Origin of the sequence: Kribbella sp. CA-294648 (genome assembly GCF_050943845.1) — a bacterium.
Classification (GTDB): Bacteria; Actinomycetota; Actinomycetes; order Propionibacteriales; family Kribbellaceae; genus Kribbella.
This window is the reverse complement of record NZ_CP191981.1, coordinates 354,703-380,300: the sequence shown is the minus strand read 5'-3', so window position 1 is coordinate 380,300 and position 25,598 is coordinate 354,703. Positions and strand designations below refer to the sequence as shown.

General features: G+C 68.6%; 26 protein-coding genes and 1 tRNA gene. 8 read left to right on the top strand and 19 right to left on the bottom strand.

Going from position 1 to position 25,598, the window contains the following annotated elements; all coding sequences use genetic code 11:
• Positions 1-138: 138 nt before the first annotated feature.
• Entirely contained in the window at positions 139-1,347 is a 1,209-nt protein-coding gene (locus ACQPYM_RS01895) for a hypothetical protein (protein ID WP_433013749.1), read from the top strand.
• 40 nt (positions 1,348-1,387) lie between these two features.
• Here the strand turns inward: ACQPYM_RS01895 and ACQPYM_RS01890 are convergent, their stop codons facing one another.
• The 6 genes from ACQPYM_RS01890 to ACQPYM_RS01865 all read right to left on the bottom strand — a co-directional run bounded on the left by ACQPYM_RS01890 (position 1,388) and on the right by ACQPYM_RS01865 (position 7,776).
• Positions 1,388-2,260 carry a hypothetical protein gene (locus tag ACQPYM_RS01890; protein WP_433013746.1) on the bottom strand — a complete coding sequence of 291 codons (873 nt, stop codon included), beginning with the start codon at positions 2,258-2,260 and terminating at the stop codon, positions 1,388-1,390.
• Between the two features lie 73 nt (positions 2,261-2,333).
• Positions 2,334-3,128 (bottom strand): hypothetical protein, encoded by a 795-nt coding sequence (locus ACQPYM_RS01885; RefSeq protein ID WP_433013743.1) that lies wholly within the window; start codon positions 3,126-3,128, stop codon positions 2,334-2,336.
• On the bottom strand, positions 3,125-3,661 hold the full coding sequence (locus ACQPYM_RS01880) for a SigE family RNA polymerase sigma factor (RefSeq protein ID WP_433013740.1): 537 nt from the start codon (positions 3,659-3,661) through the stop codon (positions 3,125-3,127). The genes ACQPYM_RS01885 and ACQPYM_RS01880 overlap by 4 nt, the downstream gene beginning before the upstream one ends.
• Before the next feature lie 71 nt (positions 3,662-3,732).
• A complete protein-coding gene (locus ACQPYM_RS01875; RefSeq protein ID WP_433013737.1) occupies positions 3,733-5,103 on the bottom strand; it encodes a diguanylate cyclase in 1,371 nt (456 codons plus the stop codon).
• Between the two features lie 142 nt (positions 5,104-5,245).
• Positions 5,246-6,790, bottom strand: coding sequence for a helicase HerA-like domain-containing protein (locus ACQPYM_RS01870; protein WP_433013733.1), 1,545 nt, complete (start codon positions 6,788-6,790; stop codon positions 5,246-5,248).
• Between the two features lie 281 nt (positions 6,791-7,071).
• Positions 7,072-7,776, bottom strand: coding sequence for a L,D-transpeptidase family protein (locus ACQPYM_RS01865; RefSeq protein WP_433013730.1), 705 nt, complete (start codon positions 7,774-7,776; stop codon positions 7,072-7,074).
• A 130-nt stretch (positions 7,777-7,906) separates the two neighbouring features.
• Here ACQPYM_RS01865 and ACQPYM_RS01860 point away from each other — a divergent pair, with 130 nt between their 5' ends.
• Positions 7,907-8,200 (top strand): type II toxin-antitoxin system VapB family antitoxin, encoded by a 294-nt coding sequence (locus tag ACQPYM_RS01860; protein WP_132288237.1) that lies wholly within the window; start codon positions 7,907-7,909, stop codon positions 8,198-8,200.
• 22 nt (positions 8,201-8,222) lie between these two features.
• Positions 8,223-8,786, top strand: a complete 564-nt coding sequence (locus ACQPYM_RS01855) for a LytR C-terminal domain-containing protein (protein ID WP_433013727.1) — start codon at positions 8,223-8,225, stop codon at positions 8,784-8,786.
• Positions 8,787-8,789: 3 nt separating this feature from the next.
• Here the strand turns inward: ACQPYM_RS01855 and ACQPYM_RS01850 are convergent, their stop codons facing one another.
• From ACQPYM_RS01850 to ACQPYM_RS01830, 5 genes are all read right to left on the bottom strand, one after another.
• A complete protein-coding gene (locus ACQPYM_RS01850) occupies positions 8,790-10,283 on the bottom strand; it encodes a potassium/proton antiporter (RefSeq protein WP_433013724.1) in 1,494 nt (497 codons plus the stop codon).
• Between the two features lie 270 nt (positions 10,284-10,553).
• Positions 10,554-10,644, bottom strand: a tRNA-Ser gene (locus ACQPYM_RS01845).
• 13 nt (positions 10,645-10,657) lie between these two features.
• Complete coding sequence (gene tadA, locus ACQPYM_RS01840; protein ID WP_433023158.1) at positions 10,658-11,092, bottom strand: tRNA adenosine(34) deaminase TadA; 435 nt, start codon at positions 11,090-11,092, stop codon at positions 10,658-10,660.
• Positions 11,093-11,120: 28 nt separating this feature from the next.
• Positions 11,121-11,621, bottom strand: coding sequence for a tRNA adenosine deaminase-associated protein (locus tag ACQPYM_RS01835; RefSeq protein WP_433013721.1), 501 nt, complete (start codon positions 11,619-11,621; stop codon positions 11,121-11,123).
• A gap of 69 nt (positions 11,622-11,690) precedes the next feature.
• Entirely contained in the window at positions 11,691-11,885 is a 195-nt protein-coding gene (locus ACQPYM_RS01830; RefSeq protein WP_360275939.1) for a hypothetical protein, read from the bottom strand.
• A gap of 132 nt (positions 11,886-12,017) precedes the next feature.
• On the opposite strand from ACQPYM_RS01830, the gene upp reads away from it, so the two are divergent.
• Complete coding sequence (gene upp, locus ACQPYM_RS01825; RefSeq protein ID WP_433013717.1) at positions 12,018-12,659, top strand: uracil phosphoribosyltransferase; 642 nt, start codon at positions 12,018-12,020, stop codon at positions 12,657-12,659.
• Between the two features lie 6 nt (positions 12,660-12,665).
• On the opposite strand, the gene ACQPYM_RS01820 is transcribed toward upp, so the two are convergent.
• Both ACQPYM_RS01820 and ACQPYM_RS01815 read right to left on the bottom strand, forming a co-directional pair.
• The gene (locus ACQPYM_RS01820) at positions 12,666-13,580 is read right to left on the bottom strand and encodes a 1,4-dihydroxy-2-naphthoyl-CoA synthase (protein WP_433013714.1); all 915 of its coding nucleotides are present in this window, start codon (positions 13,578-13,580) and stop codon (positions 12,666-12,668) included.
• Positions 13,581-13,608: 28 nt separating this feature from the next.
• A complete protein-coding gene (locus ACQPYM_RS01815; RefSeq protein ID WP_433013711.1) occupies positions 13,609-14,622 on the bottom strand; it encodes a LacI family DNA-binding transcriptional regulator in 1,014 nt (337 codons plus the stop codon).
• Between the two features lie 147 nt (positions 14,623-14,769).
• Here ACQPYM_RS01815 and ACQPYM_RS01810 point away from each other — a divergent pair, with 147 nt between their 5' ends.
• Positions 14,770-16,842 (top strand): Xaa-Pro dipeptidyl-peptidase, encoded by a 2,073-nt coding sequence (locus ACQPYM_RS01810; protein WP_433013708.1) that lies wholly within the window; start codon positions 14,770-14,772, stop codon positions 16,840-16,842.
• Between the two features lie 227 nt (positions 16,843-17,069).
• Here the strand turns inward: ACQPYM_RS01810 and ACQPYM_RS01805 are convergent, their stop codons facing one another.
• Entirely contained in the window at positions 17,070-18,002 is a 933-nt protein-coding gene (locus ACQPYM_RS01805; protein ID WP_433013705.1) for a helix-turn-helix domain-containing protein, read from the bottom strand.
• Between the two features lie 250 nt (positions 18,003-18,252).
• On the opposite strand from ACQPYM_RS01805, the gene ACQPYM_RS01800 reads away from it, so the two are divergent.
• Together ACQPYM_RS01800 and ACQPYM_RS01795 are read left to right on the top strand one after the other, a co-directional pair.
• The gene (locus ACQPYM_RS01800) at positions 18,253-18,582 is read left to right on the top strand and encodes a PadR family transcriptional regulator (protein ID WP_433013702.1); all 330 of its coding nucleotides are present in this window, start codon (positions 18,253-18,255) and stop codon (positions 18,580-18,582) included.
• A complete protein-coding gene (locus ACQPYM_RS01795) occupies positions 18,579-19,814 on the top strand; it encodes a DUF1700 domain-containing protein (protein WP_433013699.1) in 1,236 nt (411 codons plus the stop codon). The genes ACQPYM_RS01800 and ACQPYM_RS01795 overlap by 4 nt, the downstream gene beginning before the upstream one ends.
• A 12-nt stretch (positions 19,815-19,826) precedes the next feature.
• Here ACQPYM_RS01795 and ACQPYM_RS01790 read toward each other — a convergent pair whose 3' ends face one another.
• From ACQPYM_RS01790 to ACQPYM_RS01770, 5 genes are all read right to left on the bottom strand, one after another.
• Positions 19,827-20,546 (bottom strand): GNAT family N-acetyltransferase, encoded by a 720-nt coding sequence (locus tag ACQPYM_RS01790; RefSeq protein WP_433013696.1) that lies wholly within the window; start codon positions 20,544-20,546, stop codon positions 19,827-19,829.
• 21 nt (positions 20,547-20,567) lie between these two features.
• Positions 20,568-21,524, bottom strand: a complete 957-nt coding sequence (locus ACQPYM_RS01785) for an adenylate/guanylate cyclase domain-containing protein (protein WP_433013693.1) — start codon at positions 21,522-21,524, stop codon at positions 20,568-20,570.
• 52 nt (positions 21,525-21,576) lie between these two features.
• A complete protein-coding gene (locus tag ACQPYM_RS01780; protein WP_433013690.1) occupies positions 21,577-21,981 on the bottom strand; it encodes a cyclic nucleotide-binding domain-containing protein in 405 nt (134 codons plus the stop codon).
• 66 nt (positions 21,982-22,047) lie between these two features.
• Entirely contained in the window at positions 22,048-22,743 is a 696-nt protein-coding gene (locus ACQPYM_RS01775) for a class I SAM-dependent methyltransferase (RefSeq protein ID WP_433013687.1), read from the bottom strand.
• Positions 22,743-23,951 carry a riboflavin synthase gene (locus ACQPYM_RS01770; RefSeq protein ID WP_433013684.1) on the bottom strand — a complete coding sequence of 403 codons (1,209 nt, stop codon included), beginning with the start codon at positions 23,949-23,951 and terminating at the stop codon, positions 22,743-22,745. The genes ACQPYM_RS01775 and ACQPYM_RS01770 overlap by 1 nt, the downstream gene beginning before the upstream one ends.
• Positions 23,952-24,286: 335 nt before the next feature.
• On the opposite strand from ACQPYM_RS01770, the gene ACQPYM_RS01765 reads away from it, so the two are divergent.
• Positions 24,287-25,534, top strand: a complete 1,248-nt coding sequence (locus ACQPYM_RS01765; protein WP_433013681.1) for a glycosyltransferase — start codon at positions 24,287-24,289, stop codon at positions 25,532-25,534.
• Positions 25,535-25,598 lie beyond the last annotated feature (64 nt).

The following is a 25,598-nucleotide window of genomic DNA, read 5'->3' as shown; positions in this document are numbered from 1 at the left end:
GGGTCACCGCTTAGGTTCTGTTCTGTCACCGATTGGCCGGAAGAAATTTATTCACAAGCTATACAGAAGGGCAGTTTGTTTGTCACATTGGGTTGCACCGGGTGTGCGCCCGGTGACCTCACCGCCCCGGAGGTAGTCATGCGTATCACCACCAAGGTTCGAACCGCCGCCTGTCTTGCCGCGGCCCTCACCGTCGCCCCACTCACCGTTGCGGCCGGGCCCAGCTCGGCCGGCACCGTCCACCCCGTGGCCGTGGCCGCCCAGCCCGTCGACGGCTCGACCAACGTCCGCGTCGACGGCCGGCGGATCATCCTCGGCGACGCCCCCGCGTCAACGGGGTCGGCCGAGGTTCGTCAGCGCTCCGGCATCGCGAACCTCGACCCGGTCCGGTTCGCCGCGGCAACCTCAGCCGTCGTCGTCGACTACACCGCCGGTACGCCGGACCGGTCGACGGCTGAGGTCGACGTACGGGCTCTCGTCAGGGACAGGTGGTCGGAGTGGACCCCTGCGAAGGCGGGACAGCCGACCGCGTTGCCGGCGGCCAGTGACCAGGTTCAGCTCAGGATCATCGTGATCGCGCCACCGCAGGGCGGCAGCCCGTGGGTCGGTGACGTCAGTGTGCGCCCCACCGGCCAGGCAGACCCGAGCCGGATGGCGATCCAGGCCGCTCCGCTGAAATCGCGGGTGTTCGCGACCCGAGAAGGTCTGGTCGGCGGTACGACGGCCAACGGGCACGTGATCGTCAGCCGCGACCACTTCGTCGCACTGCCGTCTCGCCGGGGCCTGGCGAGCAACGGCTCGGGCAACTACTCGGTCAAGGTCTGTACTGCGAGCCGGTGCGCGTTCGAGCCGGTCTGGGATGTCGGGCCGTGGAACACCAAGGACGACTACTGGAACCCGGCGGCCATCCGGGAGATGTGGAAGGACCTTCCGCAGGGCCGGCCGGAAGCGCAGGCGGCGTACCAGAGCGGTTACAACGGCGGGAAGGACCAGTTCGGCCGCACGGTCGCGAACCCGGCCGGCATCGACCTGGCGGACGGCACGTTCTGGGACGGTCTGAAGCTCACCGACAACTCCTGGGTCGACGTGACCTATCTGTGGACCGGTGACGGCGGCCGCGGCACCGTCTCGATCTCGTCGGGCTATCTGAACATCCGCAACGCCGCGAGCTCCACCGGCGCGATCGTGGGGATGGCGGGCAAGTCGGCCCAGGTGACAGTCGAGTGCCAGACCACCGGCCAGAGCGTCACCGGCTCCCAGGGCACCACCAACATCTGGCTCCGCGTCCACGCCGGCATGTATGTCTCCAAGGCCTGGGTCAGCGCAGGGACCTTCGGCGCCTGCTGACCTCGGCGCCCGAAGAGCGGCGACTCTGTGTCTGAGTGTGTCAGCAACCGTGTGAGATCTGCGAGCAGGTCTCGTCGCCCCAGATGAGGTGGAACTCCTTCAGCACCGAGCCGTTTGCGCGCTGCAGCGTCACCTTGATCTTCGCGCGATTGGCGACCGCGGCGTAGGGTTTCGTCGCGCGGTGCTGCATCAACCAGTAGTCACCCTGGACGACAGCCTGGGTGGTGGTGCCGTCCGGGAACTTGTAGGCGATCTTCGCGACCCCGGAAGGCAGTCTGCCCGCGGCCCAGTAGAAGTCGTACTCCTTGCCCTTCATCGGGATGAGGTTGTTCGCCACGGCGAAGGTCTCGGCGGTCGCGGCGGGCGTCGAGATCTTCGCGGGCTGCCGCAGGGAGCCTTGGCCGTTGTGACGCGCGTACGCCGTGTTGCAGGCGGCCCAATGATTGCTATCGGCAAGCACCAGAACCGTGCCGGGCTCGGCGTCCAGTCGAGCAGTCACCTTGGCGGGGCGAAGTTGCTGCTCCTGGGTCCCCAGCAATTCCTGGCAGGCCTTGACCGCATCCTTCGGGAGCGGCTTCTCCCGCGGCCGCGCCGGAACACCCAACGGGAGCGTCGACGTACCCTGCCGGACAGTCGACGGCGCCGGCGTTGCCGGCTCAGTTCCGGGCGGGGTCGGCGTGGCCAGGCCCGTTGCGGGCGGAGCCGGCGTGGCCAGATCCGTTGCGGGCGGCACCGGGGTGGCGAGATCCGTTGTGGGTGGGGCCGGGGTGGATGGGTCCGGGCCGCCGGCCTGCGCCGCTGCGGGGCTGTCGGGTGAGCTGTTCGCCGCGGCGGCGGCCGCGAGCGCGACTCCGGCGACGGCCACCACCGCCAGTCCCGTCACCGCCAGTTGCTTGACCACGTTCTTCTTCATCTGTTGCCCTCCGCAAGTTTTTCCTGCTGTCGGGCTGAAGGACGCGATCCAGGCCGAAAGGGTTCTGCCCGCGTCAGCAACCGTGGGTGATCTGCGCGCAGGTCTGCTCGCCCGGCTTCAGCGCGAACTTCTTCAGGACCGCGCCGTTCGCTCCGAGCAACTGCACTCTGACGCGCTCCGGACTGACCGACGTCCGCGGCCCAGGCAGAAGCACCGAGTGCTGCATCAACCAATACCGTCCGCTCACGATCGCATCGACGGAACTTCCGCCAGGGAAGGTGTACCTGACGGCCGTCACCCCGGCCGGCAGCAACCCCGCGGCCCAGTAGTAGTCGAAGGTCTTGCCCGCCTTGGTCAGTTCGTTGTTCGCCACGGCGAAGGCATCCGTGTCCGAGATCGCCGGCCGCTCGACCATGCCAGGTTCCCGCACGGACATCTCGGGCCGGTAACCGCTGTCACAGGCTGCCCAATGCTTGCTATCGGCAATTACTACCAGGACGCCCTGTGAGGTTGGCAGCAACGCCTGCATGGCCGCCGTCGACCCCAGCGCCAGCGTCTGGTCCCGCCTGAGCGCTGACTTGCACAGCGCCACCAGAGCGGGCACGTTCGGTTTCGGTGTAGCAGCGCGCGACGGCTTCGGAGTACTGACTGAAGGTTTCGGCTGTTCGACCACCGGACTTCCGGTCGGCCGCGTCCCACCGAACACACTGACGGCACCAACCACAGCCAGTACCGCGACCGCTGCCGCGCCGCCGGTTGCCAGGGTTCGCTTGCGGCGGCGTCGCGCACCGGCGATCACAGTCGCCGGGTCGAGTGGTTCGATGCCGGCCGGCGGCCTCAGCGCCTCGCGCAGGTCGTCGTCGTTCATGCCTGTTCTCCCACGTAGCGGTCACTCAGCTCGGGGGCGGCACGCAGCTTCTGCAATGCCCGGGCGTTCGTACTCTTCACCGTCCCGAGCGCGACTCCGAGCGTGGCCGCGGTCTGCGCCTCGGTCAGGTCCTCGACGTACCGCAGCACCACCACTGCCCGCTCCCTTCTGCTCAGCGTCGCCAGCGCGCCGGCGATCGCGAGCCGGTGCTCAACCCTTCCGAGCGGGTCGGCCGCCATCCGGCCTGGCGGCGGCGCACCGAACTCGTCGTCGAGCTCGGCGGTTCCGCCACTCGGCCGCTCCCGCCACAGCCGGCGCCGGATCCAGGACAGATGCTGGTTGACGACCGCCTGCCGGACGTACGCGAAGGGGTCGCCGAGCTCGATCCGGTCCCAGCGCAGGTACGCCTTCTCCAGCGCCGTCTGCACCAGGTCCTCCGCCAGCCCGGCGTCGCCGCACAGCATCCGCGCGAAGTGCACCAAGCGCGCGGATCTGGCCAGCACGAAGGCCGTGAAGTCCTCATCGCGGCTCACCGACCGCTGCATCCGTTCTCCCGTCGTTCCAGCCACTCACAGCAGAAGACGCGAGCCGTCGGGAAAAGGTTCTACCGGTCCCTGGAGAGTTCTACCCGGTCCTGAAGGTCGGCCGGGGTAGGGCGCGGCAGGCCCGGCGTACCGGATGAGCGGTTGAGGCTGAAGCCGGCCTTGGGGTCGGCGAGCGTGTCGGCGGCCAGGCGGACCCGATCGCGGCCGGCGGCCTTGGCGGCGTACATGGCTCGGTCCGCCCGCAGCAGCAGGTCGTCGAGGGTGCTGCCGTCGGAGGGGTAGACCGCGACGCCGATGGACACGGTCAGCCGGAACGTGTCCGGATCCAGGTCGGGATCATCCAGTACGCCGGCGCACATCGCCGCGAGCGGACTCGAGGCCACCGCGGAGCGCAGCCGGTCCGCCGTCACAGTGGCGTCGTCGAGACCGGTGTCGGGCAGTGCGATGACGAACTCCTCGCCACCGAACCGGCCGATCACGTCCTTCGTCCGGATCGCCGAACGCAGGATGGTGGCCACCGCGCGGAGCGCCTCGTCGCCGACCAGGTGCCCGTGCCGGTCGTTGACCTGTTTGAAGTGGTCGATGTCGATGAGCAGCACGGCCATCGACTCGCGCTGCGCGCGCGACGTGCGCAGCATCTCCTCGGTCCGGCGGCGCCACCAGTCGACCCGGCCGAGGCTGGTCTTCGGGTCGGTCTGTGCCTCGGACTCCAGCTGGCCGAACAGCAGGGCGCGCTGGGCGGTCAGCGTGATCGGGATCGCCACGAACGCGAACCACGGGCTGACCAGCATCGCCGCCGCGAGCAGGCAGCCGAGCGTCCCGGCCGTCGCGTCGACGCACAGGTCGTCCTTGCCGCCGACCGTGTCCTGCCGGTTGCTGCCCGGCACGATCAACGAGATCGCCAGCCCGCAGAGCAGGGTGTCGGCCGCGGCGTACGCGACCGCTCCACCGGCCATCGCGACGACCAGGCCGAGGTCACTGCTGCCGGCGAGGTCGCGAGCGGACAGGTAGACGGCGTGTGCGGCGCCGATCGCGAGCACGTGGACCGAGGTGGAGAAGGCCCAGCGGTACGGAATGCACTTGCCGGCCCGGATTCGCCACCAGATCCGCAGCAGCAGCGCGACCAGGATGGCCAGCGCCGGATGCAGGACCAGGGCGGCCGCGATCGTCCAGGCCGGCCCGAGGTCCTTGTGCAGCGCGCCGCCCTTGCGGCGACGGCTCTCGACCCGGCGGGCACCCTCGACCGAGATCAGCGCCGAAACGGTCAGCGCGAAGACGATGTCGAGCCCGCGCCACGACGGCAGCTCGGAGAACGCCTGGACGGCGTACGCGATCGCTCCCAGGTCGACGAGCAGCACCATGCCGAGCGCCGGGACCGAGAGCGTCCACAGCGCCCAGGACCGTACCGCTCGCCTACTGTGCGCAACCATTACCTCTCACGGTACGACGAGTGAGGGGCCGGTCCCAATCCGCGACGGCGCGGTGTCGATAACCAGTTGGAAACGAAATAGGTCGTTCAGAATTCGATCGTTTGATCAAGAATCAATGATCGACGCGCCTGGTACCGCGGTCTCAGCGCTTGCGGCGGGCGGCGCCGAAGAGACCACGGATGATCTCCCGGCCGGCCGAGCGGGCGAACTGCTTGAAGGCCGACGAGCCGACCACCTGCTCGACCATCGACTTCTCCTGCTTCTGCGCCCGCGGAGCCGGCGCCGCCTTCGGTTGCGGAGCGTTCTCGGCCTCGGCCTCGGCCTGTTCGGCACCGGCCTGCACCCGCGCCGCGAGCTTCTCGTACGCCGACTCGCGATCGACCACCGCGGTGTACTTCGCGTTGCCGGCCGACCCCTGCACCGAGGCCGTCAACTGCTCGGCGGTGGCCGGCGCCATCAACGACTGCGGGGCCCGCAACCGCGTCCACGCGACCGGCGTCGGTGCGCCCTTCTCGTTCATCACCGTCACGACCGCCTCGCCGATACCGAGCTGGGTCAGCACCTCGGCGAGGTCGTACGACGAGTTCGGGAAGGTCGACACGGTCGCCTTCAGCGCCTTCGCGTCGTTCGGGGTGTGCGCGCGCAACTGGTGCTGCACCCGCGACCCGAGCTGCGCCAGGATGTCGTCCGGCACGTCCTTCGGGGTCTGGGTGACGAAGAAGACGCCGACGCCCTTCGACCGGATCAGCCGGACGGTCTGCGCGATCGAGTCCAGGAACGCCTTGGAGGCGTCCGCGAAGAGCAGGTGCGCCTCGTCGAAGAAGAACACCAGCTTCGGCTTGTCCACGTCGCCCACCTCGGGCAGGTCGTGGTACAGGTCGGCCAGCAGCCACATCAGGAAGGTCGAGAACAACGCCGGCCGGTCCTGCAGGTTCGGCAACTCGAGCAGGGAGACGACACCCTTGCCGTCGTCGCGCTGCTGCAGCAGGTCGGCCGTGTCGAACTCCGGCTCGCCGAAGAACGCGTCGGCTCCCTGGTCCGCGAACCCGATCAGCGACCGCAGGATCACCCCGGCGGTCGCCGCGGACAGCCCGCCGAGCTCCTTCAGGTCGCCCTTGCCCTCGTCGCTGGTCAGGTGCGCGATGACCGCGCGCAGGTCCTTGAGATCCAGCAGCGTCAGGCCGTGCTTGTCCGCGTAGTGGAAGATCAGTCCGAGCGAGGATTCCTGCACGTCGTTCAGCCCGAGCACCTTGGACAGCAGGACCGGACCGAACGAGGTGATCGTGGCCCGGATCGGTACGCCGGTGCCCTGCCCGCCGAGCGCGTAGAACTCCGTCGGGACGCCGGTCGCCGACCACTCCTGACCGATCGACGTGGTCCGGGCCAGCAGTTTCTCGCTCTCCTGACCGGGCTGCGAGATACCGGACAGGTCGCCCTTGATGTCGGCCGCGAACACGGCGACACCGGCCGCCGAGAGCTGCTCGGCCATCAGTTGCAGCGTCTTCGTCTTGCCGGTACCGGTGGCACCCGCGACCAGGCCGTGCCGGTTCACCATCGAGAGCGGGATCCGGACCGCCGCCGCGGGGTTCGGCGTACCGTCCACCAGCAGGGCGCCGAGCTCGATCGCCGGCCCTTCGAACGCGTACCCCTGCTTGACGGTCTCCACGACATCGGCTGTCTCGGCCATCTCAGCGTGCCTCTCGAACGAACGAAGAAACTCGGTCCCCTGCGCTCGGCATGCTAGTGCCTCGTGCCCGATGTTGTTCGAGTGATTGCGGTGTCAAGGTGCGTGCATCGCGGTGCTTGAGGAGTTTCCTCGATGCGAAGCATCGTGGATGCTCGTCAAGCACCGCGAGGTGCGTGCCTGGGCGCCGCAAGCGCCGAAGAACATTGGGCACGAGGCACTAGGTGCCCCGGGAGTGGGGTTGGGTGAACCTCACGCCGGGGCACATCGCAGTACTGCGAACCTCAGCGGATGACGACCACCCGGGTCGCCGTCGCGGCGAAGTTCCAGATGGTGGCCGACATCGCCGCCGACACCCGGATGCAGCCGTGCGACGCCCGGTAGTTGGTCCCGAGCAGCCAGTCCTGGTGGATCTGCGCGCCGTTGGTCTTGTACGTCGGGATCTGGTGGAAGCCGATCCCGCAGGGCGCGAACCGGACGAAGTTGTTCAGGTACAGGCGGCCCCCGTCGGTGTTCTTCCTGATCCGGGCCGCCCGGCCGCACTTCACACCGCTCGTGTAGGTGCCCGGCTTCAGGTACGTCGGGTTGTCGATCATGCCGCCCTGGCGAACGATCCGGTTCCGCCCGTCGACCAGCCAGACCCAGTTCTGTCCCTGGCTGATCACGATCCGGCGGCCGCTCCCGGTCCGGGTCGGTACCGGGCGGATGTCGCAGCGCTTGGCCGTCGAGGCCAGCAACCGCCGGTACGTCGTACTGTTCAGCGAACCGGTCTGGCTCAGCAGGTTGGCCGACTGGAACCGGACGGTGGCCGCCTGGGTCATCGCACCGATCTTGCCGTCGACGGGGCCGGACGTACAGCCGAGTTTGTTCAGCCGGGCCTGGGCCGTCTTGGCCTGGGTCACGGTGAGCGCTTCGGCCGGAATCGTCGTCCCGGCGACCGCCACCACGAGGGTGGCCAGACCGGCGCCCCAACGGGTCAGAGTTCTCATTTTTCTCCCCCTACTAGTGCTTATCCTGATGAGACGCCCGGCACCGGCCAAAGGTTGTACGGCCGGGCCAACTTTCCCGGTGACATTCCTGACCTCTCGCCGACCCTCACACCCGGCTAGACTTCCGTGGGTGATCTTCAAGCGCGTCGGCGAGGAACGGCCTTACCCGGACCACGGGTACAAGCCGAAGGACTGGTCCGTGCTGCCCCCGCGGCAGGTGCGGCTCGACCAGCTCGTCACGACCAAGGGCACTCTCGACCTCAACGCGCTGCTCGACGAGGACTCCACCTTCTACGGCGACCTGTTCGCGCACGTGGTCGAGTTCAAGGGTGAGATGTACCTGGAGGACGGCCTGCACCGCGCCCTGCGGGCGGCTTTGCAGCAGCGTTTGGTTCTGCACGCGCGGGTACTGGTCGTGGAGTAGAGATGAGTCGGGGGACTATCAGATGAGCGCACTCCAGCCACAACCGCGACCGCACTCGCGGATCCACTGGCGGACGCCCATCACGATGGTGGTGCTGCTGGGGGTGCTGGTCGGCGGGGCCTGGTGGGGCTGGAACTCGCTGACCCAGAGCAGCGCCGAGCAGAACTGCGTCGAGACGCTGATGCCGAACGACCGGCTCACCACGAAGCAGGTGGTGGTGAACGTCTACAACGGCGGCGCCAAGGCCGGTACGGCGCGGGCAGTGGCCGCGGTGCTGACCAAGCGCGGTTTTCACGTCAACAAGATCGCGAACGAGCCCAAGGGTGACAAGGTCACCGGCGTCGCACTGCGCGGCACGGAGGCCAACGGCCCGGAGATGAAACTGGTCGCCAGTCAGGTGAACGGCAAGGTGAAGGCCATCGCCGACGCCCGCCCCGACCACACCGTCGACCTGGTCGTCGGCGAGGGCTACCCGGGACTGCGCCCGCAGCCGATCCTCTCAGTCCCGCTCGCCAAGAACACCACCCTCTGCCTGCCCAGCATCCGCCCGACCCAGCCCGTCCCCTCCGGCCAGAACCCAGGCTGAGTCCTACTGCTGTTCGCGGCCGCGTTCGCCGAACCAACCGGCCAGGCGGCCGGCCCTGCTGACCGCGCGGAGGCGGCGGATCGTCTGCTCCCGTACTGCGGTGGGGGCGACGACCAGGACGGCGTCGCCGGCCCGTAGTACGGACCGGTTCTCGGGGACGAAGGCTCGCTTTTCGCGGATCACCAGCGAGACCGACACCCCCGGCGGCAGCCGCAGCTCGCCGATCTCGACGCCGGACAGCCGGGACTCGCTCGGGATCAGCACCTGGAGCATGTCGGCGCCCAGCGACTCCAGCGGCGCCACGTCGATGTCCACCTCGTGGGCCGCGTTGTCGTCGAGCACCCCGAGGCGCTTCGCCAGCCACGGCAGCGACGGGCCCTGGAGCAGCGTGAACACCAGCACGAGGACGAAGACCACGTCGAACACCCGGTCCGCCTGCGGCACCTCGTTCGCCAACGGGATCGTCGCGAGCACGATCGGTACCGCGCCGCGCAGCCCGGCCCAGCCGATGAACGTCTGCTCCCGCCACGGCACCCGGAACCAGGACACCGACAACGTCACCGCCGCGAACCGCCCGACCACGGTGACCGCGATCCCGATCACCAGGGCCAGCAGTAGGTCGTTCAGCCGGATCCGCCCCGGCGACGCGAGCAGGCCGAGCATCACGAACAGCCCGATCTGGGCCAGCCAGGCGATCCCGTCGACGAACGACTTGGTCGCCAGCCGGTGTGGCAGCTCCGCGCGGCCGAGGACCAGGCTGGTCACGTAGACCGCGGCGAACCCCGAAACGTGCAGCAGGACCGTGCCACCGGCGTACGAGAGGAAGCAGAGGGCGACGATGGCGAGCGGGTACAGACCGGCGGAGCCGAGCGCGACCCGGCGGATCAGGCCGACGGCCGCCCAGCCGACCACCAGGCCGAACACAGCACCGATCACGAGCTCGTAGAGGACCAGGCCGGCGAAGTACGGCAGGCCGTGCTCCTTGAAGCCGCCAGTGCTCACCAGAGTCACCAGGAGCACCGTCGGGGCGTCGTTGAGCCCGGACTCGGCCTCGAGCATCCCCCGGATCCGCGGCCGGATCGGGACGCGGCGGAGGACGGAGAAGACCGCGGCGGCGTCCGTCGGCGACGTGACGGCACCCAGCAGGATCGAGATCTGCCAGTCGAAGCCGAGGATGAAGTGCGCGAAGCAGGCAACGACTCCCACGCTGACCGCCACGCCGACGGTCGCCAGCACGATGCCCATCGGCAGCACCGGACGGACCTCGTTCCACCGGGTGGTCAGACCGCCCTCGATCAGGATGATCACCAGCGCGGCAAACCCGAGCGCGTGCGCGAGCCCGGCGTCCTCGAACTGGATCCCCGCCCCGGACTCGCCCAGCATCAGCCCCATCGCGAGATAGATCAGCAGCGAGGGCAGGCCGAGCCGGCCGGAGAACCGGACGGCGATGATCGCCACCAGCAGCACCGCGGCGCCGGCCAGCAAGATCCGGTCCATTTGGGATACGTCCACAGCGGCCCTCTCGGGTCGGGGGCTGCAGTTTAGTGGAGCCGTGCCTCCGGCAACGAATCATCGCCACGGAGCCGAATCCGGTGAGAAAAGAACGGAGACCCTGACGCATCACACAGCATCAGGGTCTCCGGCGTAACTACCACCCGAAGGTGGTTGGCGGTGGCGGAGGGAACCGTCGCAGGCTCCTCCCAAATCCCACAGCATTCGATATGAGTCGGCTGGGTCCCACACTTCGTGCGGAACCCAGCCGACTCATGGCGGTGGCGGAGGGATTTGAACCCTCGGAAGGGGGTTGCCCTTCACGCGCTTTCGAGGCGCGCTCCTTCGGCCGCTCGGACACGCCACCGCCGCAGAGGCTATCAAGACCTATGGCCTGTGAAGAAATCGCGGAGCCGCGCACCCGCTTCGTCGGCCATCACACCGCCGATGACTTCGGGCCGGTGGTTCAGTCTGCGGTCCCGGACGACGTCCCACAACGAGCCGACGGCGCCCGCCTTTTCGTCGTACGCCGCGAACACCAGCCGGTCCAGCCGGGACAGCACGATCGCGCCCGCGCACATCGTGCAGGGCTCCAGCGTGACGACCAGGGTGCAGCCGGTGAGCCGCCACTCGCCGACCCGCTCGGCCGCCCGGCGGATCGCCAGCACCTCGGCATGAGCGGTGGGATCCCCGGTCGCCTCCCGCTCGTTGTGCCCGCGCCCGATCACCCGCGCCTCGGCGTCCACGATGACAGCACCGATCGGTACGTCGGCGCTGCCGCGCGCCAGCTCGGCCTCTTCCAGGGCCAGACCCATCAGCTGGGCCCAGGCCCGGTGTGCGGGGTTAGCCAAGAGCTTCGATCGCCTCGTGGAACTGGTTGCCGAACCCGAGCACGTCGGCGATCTCCTCGAGCATCTCCTCGGGGTACAGGTCGACGTCGTCGATCAGGGCGCCCAGATCCATCGCGCTCATCCCCAGGTCGGAGATGATGCCGAGATCGCCGGCCGGGACCTGCTCGTCGTCGTCATCGGCCAGCGGGATGCCGAGCTCGTCGACGACCTCCTTGGCCAGCGGCCACTCGGTGGCGGCGGTGACGTCGGACAGCAGCAACCGGGCCCGGCCGCCGACCACCCGGAGCAGCACGAAGAAGTCCTCGTCCACCGAGATCATCCCGATCACGCCGGAATCCCCGGGGTACCGGCGCAGCGCCGAGACGAGCGCGGACAGATCGGGTTCGCCCCGCAGTACCAGTGGGGCGACCTGCCAGTCCCCGTCCTCGGTGTAGGCAGCAACCGCGAAGTCGAGTTCGGTGGTGGTCATCGGCCCAGCCGTGGGATCGGACACCTTTGCATGGTCGCAGACTCCTGACCCAGTTTTCTCTTTTTTACCGCTTTTTCCCTTTCTGTTACCCACTCAGTGGTGGTAGGTGGCGCGGCGCATGGCGGCGCGGAGCTGGCGGACCCGGGCCCGGCGCGGGGCGATCCGGTCCCGGAGGGCGCGGGCTTCCTCCAGTTCGCGGAGGAAGGCGGCGCGGCGGCGGAGGCGGTCGAGCTGCTCGGGTGACTTGCCGGTCTTCTCGGGCACAGTTTCGGGCGCTGTCTCGGGCACGGCGGCACCGTCCTCGTCGGTTCGGGAGAGGCGCCCCGGGGCGGGGGCCGGCTGACCTAAATCGACTGCGGTATCCACGCTAACAGCGGGCTTGCTTCCCGGCAGCGAATCGCCGACGGTACCGTTCGCGGCATGCAGATCCTCGTCGTGGACCACCCGCTCGTCGCCCACAAGCTCACCGCGCTGCGGGACGAGCGGACGGATTCGCCGACTTTCCGGCGGCTGACCGAGGAGCTGGTCACGCTGCTCGCGTACGAGGCGACCCGGGACGTCCGGACCGGCCCGGTCACGGTCACCACGCCGGTCGCCGAGGCCGAGGGGATCAAGCTGGCGTCACCGAAGCCGCTCGTCGTACCGATCCTGCGGGCCGGTCTGGGCATGCTGGAGGGGATGACCCGGCTGCTGCCGACGGCCGAGGTGGGCTTCCTCGGAATGATCCGCAACGAGGAGACGCTGAGCGCCTCGACGTACGCCGAACGGCTGCCCGAAGACCTGCACGGCCGGCAGTGCTACGTGCTCGACCCGATGCTGGCCACCGGCGGCACGCTGGCCGTCGCGATCCAGTTCCTGGTCGACCGCGGCGCCGACCACATCACCGCGATCTGCATCCTCGCGGCCCCCGAGGGCGTCGAGCGGATCGAACGCGAGCTCGCCGACCTGGACGTCCCCTGCACGCTCGTCATCGCCGGGATGGACTCCCACCTGAACGAGAAGGGCTACATCGTGCCGGGCCTGGGCGACGCCGGTGATCGTTTGTACGGCGTCGCCCACTAAGGCGCGTCAGAACGCGTAGGGATAGTCAGACCAGTCGGCCGGCCGCTTCTCCAGGAACGAGTCGCGGCCCTCGGCCGCCTCGTCGGTGCCGTAGGCCAGCCGGGTCGCCTCACCGGCGAAGATCTGCTGCCCGACCAGCCCGTCGTCGATCAGGTTGAACGAGTACTTCAGCATCCGCTGCGCGGTCGGCGACTTCGCGCAGATCTTCTTGCCCCACTCCAGCGCGACGGCTTCCAGCTCGGCGTGCGGCACGACCTTGTTGACCATGCCCATCCGGTACGCGTCCTCGGCGGAGTACTCATCACCCAGGAAGAAGATCTCCCGAGCGAACTTCTGCCCCACCTGCCGAGCCAGGTACGCCGACCCGAAACCCCCGTCGAACGACGCCACATCCGCATCGGTCTGCTTGAACCGCGCATGCTCGGCCGACGCCAGCGTCAGATCGCAGACGACATGCAAACTGTGCCCGCCACCGGCCGCCCAGCCCGGTACGACGCAGATGACCACCTTCGACATGAACCGGATCAGCCGCTGCACCTCGAGAATGTGCAACCGGCCCGCCTTGGCCGGGTCGATCGTGTCGGCCGTGGTGCCCTCGGCGTACTTGTACCCGTCCTTGCCCCGGATCCGCTGATCGCCTCCGGAGCAGAACGCCCAGCCGCCGTCGCGCGGGGAAGGCCCGTTGCCGGTGATCAGCACGCAGCCGACGTCGGTCGACATCCGGGCATGGTCGAGCACCCGGTACAACTCGTCAACGGTCTGCGGCCGGAACGCGTTACGCACCTCGGGCCGGTTGAACGCGATCCGGACCACACCGGCATCGACCGCCCGGTGATAGGTGATGTCGGTCAGGTCGAACCCGTCCACCTGCTTCCAGGCCGACGGGTCGAAGATCTCGGACACCTGCGCGGAGTCAGTCACTCCGCGAGCATATTCACCGATTCCCGGCTCAGCGCCGCTGGGTGCTCTCCCGCAGGACGACCTCGGCCGGGAACGTCTCGGTCCGCGGCTCGCCACCCTCGATCGCCAGCTCCAGCGCCCGGCGGCCCATCTGCTCCAGCGGCAGCCGCACGGTGGTCAGCCCGGGCCAGACGTCCCGCAGCGTCGCGATGTCGTCGAACCCGGCCACGCCGAGCTGCCCCGGTACGTCGATCCCCTCGGCCCGCAGCGCCGACATCGCACCGACCGCCATCACGTCGTTGACGGCGAACAAGCAGTCGAGATCCGCCTTCCCGGCGATGATCTCCAGCGCGGCCGCATGACCACCGTCTCGAGTGAAGTCACCAGCCTGTACTGCGACCGGCTCCAGCCCCGACTCGGCCAGCCCTTCGACGAACCCGTCCCGCCGGTCCCGCGCGGTCGCCAGCCCTTCCGGCCCACCCAGTACGCCGAACTTGCGCAACCCCTGACCCACCAGCGACCGGGCCAGCTCGGCCGCACCCGCCCGGTTGTCGGGCTCGATCGTGTGCGCCGGCATCCCGGACTGGCTGACCAGGGCGAGGCCGGCGCCGGAGTTCAGGAACGTCTCGACCTCGGTCGTCGTCCGGGCCAGGCTCTCGGCGTCGGTCCGGCGGGAGCCGATCATCACCGCCGCCCGGGCGCGCTGGGCGCGCAACGAGGAGAGGTAAGCAATCTCACGGTCGGAGTCACGGAACGTGCTCGCCATCATCACCAGCAGGCCGCGCTCGTCGGCGGCCCGCATCACCCCGTTCGCGATCGCCGCGAAGTACGGGTCCTCGATGTCGTGGACCAGGATGCCGACCACGTTGGTGGACGACTTCGCCAGCGCCTGCGCCTGCGCGTTCGGCGTGTAGCCGAGCTCCGCGGCGGCGTCCCGGACGCGTTCCTGCAGCTCCGGGCGTGGTACCCGGTCACCGCCGTTCAGTACTCGTGAGGCGGTCGCTACGGACACGCCCGCCCGCTGCGCCACATCAAGCAGTGTGACCGGTGCTCGCAGGTTCATCGCCGTACCCACCTTCTGTGCTTCTCCCCCTGGGTGGCGGTCACACTATCGGAAGTGGCGCGGTCATCACCGTGCGTGGCAGTGATGTAGGCGGCAAAGTCTCCAGAACCTGGCTTTGCGGCCCCGGAATGACTAGCCTTCCCAGCCATGACGACCGTCCGTGCCAGGAGTCTGCTCCTGGCCTCGTCCGCCGCGCTGATGTGCCTGGGTACCGTCACCGGTACCGCGGCGGCCGCGCCTGCGCCGGACGACGCCGGCGGAGCGTTCGCGGACCGGAACGGGTCGGCGCTGGAGAGCTCCACGCCGGAGACTCGGACGCCGCCGACGGAGGCCGTCGAGCAGGCTTTGGGCCAGTCGAGCACTGAGGCCGCCGGCCCGGACCCGAGTGAGGGCCCCACGCAGCGCACGGCCGCCGCCGTACCGTCCCACCTTGACCAGCGCACGCGTAGTACGCAGCCTGTCTACGACTACGCCGGCGCGATCCGCGAGTCCGTGTACGTCGACACCACGATGGACACCGACTCCGACGGCACCAACGACGTGATCGCGGTCGACATCGTCCGGCCCCGCGAAACCGCCGCGGCCGGCCGCAAGATCCCGGTCATCATGGACGCCTCGCCGTACTTCTCCTGCTGCGGCCGCGGCAACGAGGGCGAGAAGAAGACCTACGACGAGAACGGCGTCATCCAGAAGATGCCGCTGTACTACGACAACTACTTCGTCCCGCGCGGGTACGCCGTGGTCGGCGTCGACGTGGTCGGGACCAGCCGCTCCACCGGCTGCGGGGACGTCGGCGGCAACGACGAGATCGCCTCGGTGGTCGCGGTGATCGACTGGCTGAACGGCCGCAACACCGCCCACACCGGCGACGGCGACCCGGTCACTGCCACCTGGACCACCGGCTCGGTCGGCATGATCGGCAAGTCGTACGACGGCACGCTGGCCAACGGTGTCGCCGCGACCGGGGTCGAGGGGCTGAAGACGATCGTGCCGATCTCGGCGATCTCCTCGTGGTACGACTACTCCCGCTCCGGCGGCGTCCCGTACTCCGTCGACTACATGCCCTGGCTCGCCGACTACGTCGGTCACAAGACGCCGGCCTGTGCGGCCGTCCGCGCCGACCTGGGCGAACAGGACGACGACGAGACCGGCGACTACACGGATTTCTGGGACGAGCGCGACTACCTGAAGGACGCGGGCAAGGTGAAGGCGTCGGTCTTCGTGACCCACGGCCTGAGCGACTACAACGTCCAGACCAACCACTTCGCCCAGTGGTGGAACGAGCTCGGCAAGAACAAGGTGCCGCGGAAGATCTGGCTCGGCCTGGAAGACCACGTCGACCCGTTCGAGTTCCGCCGCAAGGAGTGGGTTAGCGAACTGCACCAGTGGTTCGACTTCTGGCTGCAAGGCCTGCAGAACAACGTGATGCGCGAGCCGATGGCGACCGTCGAGACCGCGCCGGACGTGTGGGCGAACTACACGACCTGGCCGGCCACCCAGAAGACCGTGCCGGTGCCGTTGTCAGCCGGCAAGCTCGGCGTGTTCGGCAAGGGCTCCGTCACCATCACCGACGAACCGACACTGACCGAGGACGACATCGTCGCCACCCCGTCGGAGCAGATCGCCGGACGGCAGATGTTCCTGTCCGCGCCACTGCCGGCCGCGATCCGGGTCAGCGGCACCCCGACGGTGACACTACGAATCAAGGCCGACGCCTCGACCACGCCGGTGACCGCCCGCCTGGTCGAGTACGGCGAGGCCCAGCGGTACTCCGGCAGCAGCCGGACCACCGACTCCACCTGCGAGGGAGAGAGCGTCGACTACGACGACGCGTGCTACTTCACGGTCGAGAAGCAGACCGCGAAGAGCGACCACGGCCTGGTCAGCCGAGGCTGGGTCGACGCCGCCCACAGCAACTCCCCGGCCAAGCCGAAGCCGCTCACCCCAGGCAAGTGGTCGACCGTCACCGTGCCACTCCGAGCCCAGGACGAGATCATCCCCAAGGGCCGCGTCCTCGGCCTCGCAGTGACCCTGAGCGACACCGAATGGACCACCCCGAACGAAACCGGCGCCACCATCGACATCGACCTCGCCAACAGCAAACTGAACCTCCCGATCACGGCCGGCAAGATCACCCCACCAGCCGCCAACGCCACCCCCCTCGAAGTAACCATCAACACCCCCACCGAACGCCCCAACCTCCACGACTCAAAGAACTAACGCTCGCCCCACGGGCCGGGCAAGCACCCACGCGGCCTCCGACGCCCGCTCCTACGTCGCGCGCACGTTCGACCACTCCCACCCACCCAGTACTTTGCGCTCCTCCGTCGCGCGGTTCGACCTCAACGCAACCACTCGACCTTGCTGACCGACGCCAATCGGGTAGGCCCTTGCCGGCTTTCCGAGTTGCGAGCTCACAGGCCTTCGTGAGGGCTCGGGCAGACTTATCAGCTGGGCGCACCGTCGGCGACGAACTGCATCGGGTCACCGAAGCCGAGATCGTCGATTCCTGCGCTGGCGAAGGCGCCGACCAGCAGTGACCTGCGGTGGGCGGCGAAGGTGAGCACGTGCGCGACCATCCCGCCGTAGCTGAACACCCGCGGCGGCTCGCACGTCGTATCGACAAAGCTGTCGTCGAAACGCCCCTCGTCGTTCAACCGATTCACCAACGCTACGAACCGCGAACCCGCATCGGCATGCCGGCTCCGCAACTCAGCGATCGGCGTAGTCACCTCACGCCCACACTCCGGCACCTGAAACGGCCGGTCCTCCACCGAGGCCAGCCACATCTCCTCCTGCCAGACCAACCGATCCAGCAGATACCGGATCGACACGTCGTCGTCGATCCCTTCCACCGACAACTCGATCGGCTTGTCCAGCTCCGCGGCCGGCAACCGACCGCCTCGCTCGATCAGTTCACCGGTGAGCCACACGTGGTGCTCGACCATCCTGACCAGTACGTCCATCCCTCTCGTCTCCTTCTGCGCAGGCAGGCGAAGACCTGCCGGTGGCTGAAAATGAACCCCGCTGGGCGCCGCCAGAAAAAACCGCCGCGACGCCTCCCGCCGCCACTCCCTCGGCGACATCCCGAAGGCCCGACTGAACGCCCGCGTAAAAGCCTCATGCGACCCGTACCCCGCCCCGACCGCCAACTCGAGCACCCCGGCATCCCCAGCCAGCAACCGGTACGCCGCCCGCTCGAGCAACAACCGCCGCCGGAAAGCAGACGGCGACTCCCCGGCAACAGCCGCAATCACCCGATCACAATGCGACCGCGACAAATGCACCCGCCCAGCCAGATCCCCACCACTGGTCCCAGGCTCATCCAGACTCTCCGCCACCGCGGCAACAAACCCAGCAAACACATCCGTCGAGTCCATGCCCCCACTCTCCCGCGAACCCGCCCCCCAAACTTGATCGTTTTCACCGCAATCGTCGGCGCCGGGTGAGGTGGTTGTCCCACGCAGCCTCCGACGCCCGCTCCTACGTCGGGTGCCCGTTCCTCACCCACTGCGTTCAAACAGCATTGCGTAGTACTCCACAGTGTGTAGTAGTGTGGTCGGCAGAGCACCGCGGGGCCGGTCTGAGGGGGCCGGTCTTGCGGTGCACCTAGCGGAGGTGGTGGAGGCGATGGATCCGAGTCAGCTGCTCAAGGGCGTGCTCGATCTGGCTGTCCTGGCGGTGCTGCGTGAGGCGGACGGGTACGGCTACGACGTACTGCGCCGGTTGCGGGCGGCCGGGTTGGAGGATGTCGCGGATGCTTCGGTGTACGGGACGTTGCGGCGGTTGTTCGCGGCCGGGGCGTTGACCTCGTACGTGCAGCCCAGCGAGGAAGGCCCGCATCGCAAGTACTACGGGCTGAACAAGACCGGCCTGGATCTGCTCGCCGAGTCCACCAAGACGTGGAACCACTTCGCCGACACGATGTCGGTGTTGCTGCTCGAGGAGGAGGCGGCGTGAACAGCACTCTGACCGGACCGGTCGCAACCTATCTGGCGCAGGTCAGGGCCGAGCTGAGCGATCTGCCGCCGGGTGAGCTGGCCGATGTCCTCGAAGACGTCACGGGCCACCTCACCGAGGTCGCCGCCGAGTTCGAGGAGGAGCCGACGGCAGCCGCGCTGCAGGAGCGCCTCGGCACTCCCCGCCAGTACGCCGACGAGCTCCGTACCGCGGCCGGTTACCCGCCTCCCAAGGCGCAGCCGAAGCTCAAGACGGGCGCCGAGGCGGCGTTGCGCTGGGGCATCGTGGCTGCGGTCGTCGGACCGTTCTTCCTGCTCATCGGCCTGCTCAACGGTGCCGAGGAGACGGTGTTCTTCGGGTTCATCGGCCTGATCGCGCTGGGCGGCGCGGCGTACCTGGGTGTGCGAGCGCTGCATGGCGCCGACCCGAGCATCGTGTTGCAGACCCCCCGGGGCAGCAAGGCCGCCGAGTCCATCCGCAGCATGGTCGACCAGATCCCGCCGAACGTCCGGCGCGAGCTCGTCACGATCGGCCAGCCGGTCTGGTGGGTCGCCCGCGGCCTGGTCGGCGGCGGCGTGCTGTTCGGCGTGTCCGGTGCGTCCGCCGTCGCCGTGGTCGGGGCGCTGGCCGGGGCCGCCGTGTCGGTCTGGATCGGCCGCAGGACCCAGCAGGACCGCCGCTGGCTCTGGTACGTCGTACCGCTGAACCTGGTCGCCGCCATCATCGTCCCCGCCTGGCTGGCCTTCGGGTTCACCGGCTACTGGTACGACAACGCGCCGTACAGCAACGGCTACCGGGACTCGGGCAGCAACACCTACGCCCCGACCGGTCTGACGCTGGACGGCAAGCAGATCGACAACATCTACCCGTTCGACGAGCAGGGCAAGCCGCTGAAGGCCCGCCTGTACGACCAGGAGGGCAACCCGGTCAACCTGCGGCTGCAGGACTGCGCGACGACCTACGGCGACAACGGCAACCGGGACACGGTCAGCAACGCCTTTCCGCTGACCACGGTGGTGGAAAGCCCTGACGGCTACACCGACGCGGAGAACTGCAAGGACACCGACAAGGCGCCGTTCGCACCACCACCGGCCCCCGCCACCATCCCGCCGTCAGGTACCCCGTCCGCCGGCCCGACGACCACGGCTCCCAGCGGGACACCGACCCCCAGCGGCAAGCCATCAACACCAGGCAAGCCCGGCGCGACCCTGACGATCACCCCCACCCGCTGACCGGAGCCTGGGCTACACGCTGGCCGCGGCAACCCTGCGGTACGTGTAGCCCAGCTTGCGATACACAGCGATCGCCGGCTCGTTGTCGTGGTGGACCATCAGTCCGACCTGCCCGTGCCGCTTCATGAGTTCGGCGGTCACGAAGGTGCAGACCTGTCGCGACAACCCCTGACCCCGCGCACTCGGCCTGGTCGCCACCCCGGCCATGAACCCGATCTCGGGTGCACTCCACGCGTCAGCCGCGATACTCAGCAACTCGCCCGCTTCACCAAGAACGGCGGCCCACCGCAGTACGCCGGGACTGCTCGGCCACGCGAACGAATCCGGCGAAGCCTCATCCAGCAACTCCTGTACTCCGCTGTCGCCGTCCAGCCAAGCCGCAGTGGTGGTCCGGGCCGGCATGACCCTGGTCTCCATCCACCCGAAGGCCGCGACGAACGACAACTCGGGAATCCGCTCGACCAGCTCGCGGATCAACGGCTCCTCGCCGAACAGCCGAAAGCCCGGTCCCGCCTCGGCAAGTACGCGCTGGGCGAGCGGCGCGAGATCGTCAACCGGCCCGCGGACCGTCACGCGGTTGAACTTCGACAACTCGGGAGTGGCCACCGCGACCGCGTCCCCGGCGTACCAGGCCCTGACTCGGCCACCGACCTCACCCTGCCCGGCCCACACGATCAGTGGATCCCCGTCGGCGATGGACGCCAGCTCCCCAGCTGTTGAAATCTCATGCACCCGGCCATTGTCCCTGAGGCGTCAGTCGTGGGTTGAGGCGCGTTGGAGCGCGTACGGCGTGAGGTGGTGGTAGCCGCGAACGGAAACCCGCCGAAGCTTGCGCAGCCGGTACTCCGGATGGCCGTCCAGCGCGGCAGCCAACTCACGGTCGACCAGCACGCGACCGGGCTTGGCCTCGGACGTGAGCCGGGATGCCAGGTTGACGACCTCGCCGTACACGTCGCCGAGGCGGATCAGGATGGTGCCGTACGCCAGACCGATCCTGAGCTCGGGCAAGTCGCCGGCCGCGGCGACCTCGTCCTGCAATGCCAGGGCGAGTGCGGCAGCCTGCGCCGGGGTGTCGGTGACGAACAGGACCTCGTCGCCGATCGACTTGATGATGCGGCCGCCGTTCAGTGCGACCACGTCGGCGGCCAGGCCTTCGAAGCGTTCAATCAAGTTGCCCAGCTCAACGACGGACAGCCGCCTGGTCAGCCTGGTGTAGCTGACGATATCGGCGAAGCCGACCACCCGGATGCCACGGGACAACTCGTCGGACCCGGCCATCGCCCGGCCGGCCGCGGCGGCCAGGTGCCGGCGCCAGACGTAGGTCTGCAGGCGCTCCATTGCCGGCAGCAACAGAGATGCGAGCTCGACCGCGTCGTCGGCGGGCAGCTTGGAGCCGGCCAGTAGTTCGAGGAACATCGCCGACTGCCAGGACGCCAGCCGCGACTGAGTCTGCCCAAGCTTCCGCGCCAGCGACGACTCCACCGCAGGATCGATGAAGCCGTCATCCTCCAGCGCCGCAACCAACCGGAGCGCCTCGACATCCCCGTCGGTAAAGGCAATCTCGTCATCCGGCACGGTCGCGAACCCGAGCGCATGCCACATCTGCTCAGCCCGGGCACTGGAAATCCCAGCCCGCTCGGAAACCTCGATCCGAGTGAACTTCCGCTCCCCACCCAACAACGCCCGCTCGAAAGCCCGCTGAACGTCCACAGAATCTGGCTGATCCGGAGCGGTTCCGTCCGGCGGCTGCGCGGGCGGTGGGTCAGGTGGGTTGGGGGCCACGGCGTTCGGCGATGGTGGCGTCGATGGCGTTGCGGAAGTTGGGCAGGCGGTTGGTCAGGTCGTCGAACTTCTCCCGGGTGAAGTGCAGCAGCTGCAGCCGGGACTTCGCCGTGACCGTTGCCGTGCGCAACCGGTTCTGCCGGACCGCGACCTCACCGGCGATGTCACCCGGGCCGAGCTCGGCGATCTCCTCGCCCTTGACCCGGACCGCCGCCGTCCCGCTCAGGATCAGGTACGCCGCGTCGGGTGGCGTCTGCTCCAGGATCAGCGACCAGCCGGCCGGAACCGAGACCTCTTCGCCGGCCCGGAAGATGTCCTTGATCTCCCGGCCGGACAGCTCCGCGAACAGCGGCAGGTCCCGCGGGGACGTCCTACCCAATGCCACGTCGATCCTCCGAGCCCGCCGGGACAGGACCCAGCGATAGCAGGCCGATGTTTCTCGCCAGTAACTCTAACGGACCACCTGTGCCGAGACGAGGAGGAGGGGTGGGCGGCGGCGGTGGATCGCCAGGTGCGGGTGAGCGGCCACCTGAGCCTCGGTCGGCAAAGGCTCCTGTACGGCGTGGAGCGAGAAGCCGTGTTGCTGCAGCGTCGCCAACGTGGCCCCGAGGGTCCGGTGGTACTTCACCACCCCGTCGACGAACCAAGTTCGTTGCCGCGGCCCCTCATCCGCGTAGTCGTCCAGCGGCCCTTCCACCAGCGGCGCCGTCACGACCGGGTGCTCGACCGAGAACACGAACCATCCACCGGCCACCAACCAGTCGGCCACCCGCCCGACCAACCCGCCGAAATCCTCGACGTAGTGCAAAGCCAAGCTGCTGACCACCAAATCCACCGAAGCGGACGACAGATCGAAGTCCGCCAGGTCCGCCCGCTCGTACCGCACCCGCGGATGCGCCCCCGCCCGCGCCAACATCGCCGCCGACGCATCAACCCCCAAGACCTCAACGGCTCCACCCTCGGCGAGCCGTACTGCGAGGTCGCCCTCACCGCAGCCGAGATCTACCACCCGCAACCCGTCCACCGCCGGGTGAAGAGCCGCCATCGCCGGGATCTCCAGCTCGTCGTTCAACCCGCGCTTGTCCCGCCTCAACTCCCGATACCCGGCCAGGAACACCGGATCGTCGTACAGCTCGTCGCCGCGCATCACAGCCACCGACCCAAGTCGTGGACGTCGATCATCGGCAGGTCCCACCGCAACGCGAACTGCTCCAAGCTGACCGCGCCGGCCATCACCCCGTCCGGCCGCATCACCTCACAGCACACGCCCACCGGTGCCAGCCCGGCCGCCAGACACAGCGCAACGGTCGCCTCCGTATGCCCGCCGCGCTCACCCAGCAACCCCGCCCGCGCCGCAAGCGGAAACACATGCCCAGGCCGCAGAAAATCCTCCGGTACTGCGTCGTGCGACGCCAGCCGCCGAATCGTCGCAGCCCGATCGGCCGCACTCACACCGGTCCCCGGCAATGACGCCAAGTCGACCGGAACGTGCATCCGCGTCCCCTGGCGATCGCCGTCACCCGGCATCCGCGGAATCTCCAACCGCTCCAGCACCTCCGGCGCACAAGGAATCGTCGTGTGTCCACAAGCCTGTGTGAGCAGGAAAGTCATCGACTCCGGCCGGAACCGCTCTGCCGCGAAGACAACATCCCCCTCACCCTCGAGCGTTGGGTCCCACACCACGACCCCACCACCAGCGGCCAGCTGAGCAACGACTTTCTGTACTCCGACCGGCCCGCTGAGGTGACCCGCCCAGGGCAACCGCGCCACCGCGTCGAGCAGCTCGGGCCCATGCCCTTCCCGCCCCATCCGCGCGAGGAGGTCACTCTCAAGATTGACTCGGTCAGCAATTACGAGGGAGTCGAGATTGGTCTTCTGCAAGGTGGTGGGCACGAGCACCACCGAGAAGCGATCCTTCAGTACTTCGGCCACCGTCACGCTCACCCCGTTCAGCGCGACGGAGGACTTCGCCACCAGGCGGGCCAGCAACCGTTCGGCCGGCTTGATCCAGACGCGCCGGCCACTCGGTTCGTCGTCGATCCGCAGTACCTTGCCGACGCCGTCGACGTGACCCTGGACCAGGTGCCCGTCGATCCGGTCACCGGCCGCCAGGGGCAGTTCGAAGTTGACCGGAGTACCGGCGGTGGCTCGGTCGAGCGTGGTACGCCGGCGCGTCTCGTCGGTGACGGTGGCGATCAGCTCGCCCGGTTGGGCCGACTGCATCGTCAGCCGGACGCCGTCCAGGCAAACGGCGCCGCCTGCAACGAGTGGGACGGCAGGATCGACGGTGATCCGGAGGGACTCCTCGCGGACCTCGGCAATGGTCGCGGTGGTCTCGATACGCCCTGTGAACATACGTTCCTACCTCTGGGTGAAGGAGGGTGCCGACCAGGCACCAGATCAACCAGGGACCCGGCTGGATCCGAGCAGGAGCGGGGTATCACCGCTTGGCCCCGGACGCAGCCGGGTCACTCCGCACCACGCGGAGCCGGCGGGCCAAGGATCACTCCCAGCCGCCACACCTTGGAATCGCACCACCCGCAGTAAAGCACAACCCCGGACTGGCACCCCCGAAGTGCCAGGCTCGCGCGACCGGGTGGTGGGCAGGACGGGGACGGGGGACTCTCCTGCCGTTTAGCATCGGGGGTTCGTACGCCGATTCGTGCGTACCAGGCTCAGGGGTGGGCGCGATGCGAGTAGTCATGCTGGGAATGGGTAGCCGCGGGGACGCGTTACCGATGGCCGTGTTCGGTGCGGAGCTCGCCGCGCGCGGCCACGACGTCACCCTCGGGCTGTGTTCCGACCTGGTCTGGATCGGGCAGGCGCTCGGACTCTCCACGGTCGACCTACGCATCAGCGCCCGGGACTTCCTGGGGTCGGAGGAGGGTCAGGAGTGGCTGGCCGCCGGCGACGTCCATTCCTACGTGCACTGGTTGATCGACCACAAGCACCGGACCGCCGACCAGCTGCACACCGACCTGATCGAACTGGCCTCGCGAGCCGACGTACTCGTCTCCGGTACTGCGACCGAACTCGAGGCCATCGTGGTCGCGGAAGCCGCCGGCATCCCCTACGTGTCGGTGTACCACGCGCCGATCCGCCGCAACAGCGCGTTCCCTCACCTGCTGGTCTCGACCGAGATCTTCTCGCCAGCCGTGAACCTGTCCACCTACGCCCAAGTGGAGAAGGCCAACTGGCCGGTCTTCGAGCCTCTCGTCAACAAACTCCGGGCCCGACTCGGCCTGTCGCCGACCGCCGAGCCGACCGGCGTACGGCTGGAGAAGACCGGCGCGCTGGAAATCCAGGCGTACAGCCGGCACGTAGTACCGGAGTTGACGGAGTGGGACGACCGGCGCCCGCTGACCGGCTTCCTGTCGCCTTCACCAGAGCAGCGCTTGTTGCTGAGTGAGCCCGTCGATCCGGACCTCGATGCCTGGCTCGACGCCGGAGAACCGCCCGTGTACTTCGGTTTCGGCAGCATGCCGGTCCTGCAACCGGACGCCGCGCTGGCCATGATCGAGAAGGTCGCCGGCCTACTCGGCGTCCGCGCCCTTGTCACGCTCAAGGCCGGCATTGCGAACGACGACAGGGTTCGCGTCGTCGGCAACCTCGACCACGACGCCGTACTGCCCCGCTGCCGCGCAGCCGTCCACCACGGCGGCGCCGGTACGTCGGCCACCTCGTTGCGCGCCGGCCTCCCGACCGTGGTCTGCGCCGTCTTCGCCGACCAGCCGTTCTGGGGCGCCCAACTCCAGCGAATGGGCGTCGGCAGCACCCTCCCTTTCACCGAACTGAGCGAGCCAACCCTCCTCGCCGCCCTAGAACCCATGCTCGCCGACGGCCCCCGCCAACGCGCCGCCGACATGGCCGCCCTACTCCAAGAAGAAGACGCCCCCACCCAGACGGCGGACGCATTCGAGCAGTCCCTCCGCAACTGAGGGCGGACGACTCCAGCCCGGCGATGCCTCGGTGGGCCGCTGGGAGCTGCTGAGCGTCGAGCTG

Excerpts from the sequence above, each read along its gene's own strand:
- ACQPYM_RS01865 (WP_433013730.1), bottom strand. The coding sequence starts at position 7,776 with ATGAGAACTCTGACCCGTTGGGGCGCCGGTCTGGCCACCCTCGTGGTG.
- ACQPYM_RS01770 (WP_433013684.1), bottom strand. The coding sequence starts at position 23,951 with ATGTTCACAGGGCGTATCGAGACCACCGCGACCATTGCCGAGGTCCGC.
- ACQPYM_RS01775 (WP_433013687.1), bottom strand. The coding sequence starts at position 22,743 with ATGCGCGGCGACGAGCTGTACGACGATCCGGTGTTCCTGGCCGGGTAT.
- ACQPYM_RS01815 (WP_433013711.1), bottom strand. The coding sequence starts at position 14,622 with ATGAACCTGCGAGCACCGGTCACACTGCTTGATGTGGCGCAGCGGGCG.
- ACQPYM_RS01800 (WP_433013702.1), top strand. The coding sequence starts at position 18,253 with ATGGATCCGAGTCAGCTGCTCAAGGGCGTGCTCGATCTGGCTGTCCTG.
- ACQPYM_RS01855 (WP_433013727.1), top strand. The coding sequence starts at position 8,223 with ATGAGCGCACTCCAGCCACAACCGCGACCGCACTCGCGGATCCACTGG.
- ACQPYM_RS01810 (WP_433013708.1), top strand. The coding sequence starts at position 14,770 with ATGACGACCGTCCGTGCCAGGAGTCTGCTCCTGGCCTCGTCCGCCGCG.
- ACQPYM_RS01875 (WP_433013737.1), bottom strand. The coding sequence starts at position 5,103 with ATGGTTGCGCACAGTAGGCGAGCGGTACGGTCCTGGGCGCTGTGGACG.
- ACQPYM_RS01870 (WP_433013733.1), bottom strand. The coding sequence starts at position 6,790 with ATGGCCGAGACAGCCGATGTCGTGGAGACCGTCAAGCAGGGGTACGCG.
- ACQPYM_RS01805 (WP_433013705.1), bottom strand. The coding sequence starts at position 18,002 with ATGGACTCGACGGATGTGTTTGCTGGGTTTGTTGCCGCGGTGGCGGAG.
- ACQPYM_RS01765 (WP_433013681.1), top strand. The coding sequence starts at position 24,287 with ATGCGAGTAGTCATGCTGGGAATGGGTAGCCGCGGGGACGCGTTACCG.
- ACQPYM_RS01895 (WP_433013749.1), top strand. The coding sequence starts at position 139 with ATGCGTATCACCACCAAGGTTCGAACCGCCGCCTGTCTTGCCGCGGCC.
- ACQPYM_RS01890 (WP_433013746.1), bottom strand. The coding sequence starts at position 2,260 with ATGAAGAAGAACGTGGTCAAGCAACTGGCGGTGACGGGACTGGCGGTG.
- tadA (WP_433023158.1), bottom strand. The coding sequence starts at position 11,092 with ATGGGTCTGGCCCTGGAAGAGGCCGAGCTGGCGCGCGGCAGCGCCGAC.
- ACQPYM_RS01885 (WP_433013743.1), bottom strand. The coding sequence starts at position 3,128 with ATGAACGACGACGACCTGCGCGAGGCGCTGAGGCCGCCGGCCGGCATC.
- upp (WP_433013717.1), top strand. The coding sequence starts at position 12,018 with ATGCAGATCCTCGTCGTGGACCACCCGCTCGTCGCCCACAAGCTCACC.
- ACQPYM_RS01850 (WP_433013724.1), bottom strand. The coding sequence starts at position 10,283 with ATGGACCGGATCTTGCTGGCCGGCGCCGCGGTGCTGCTGGTGGCGATC.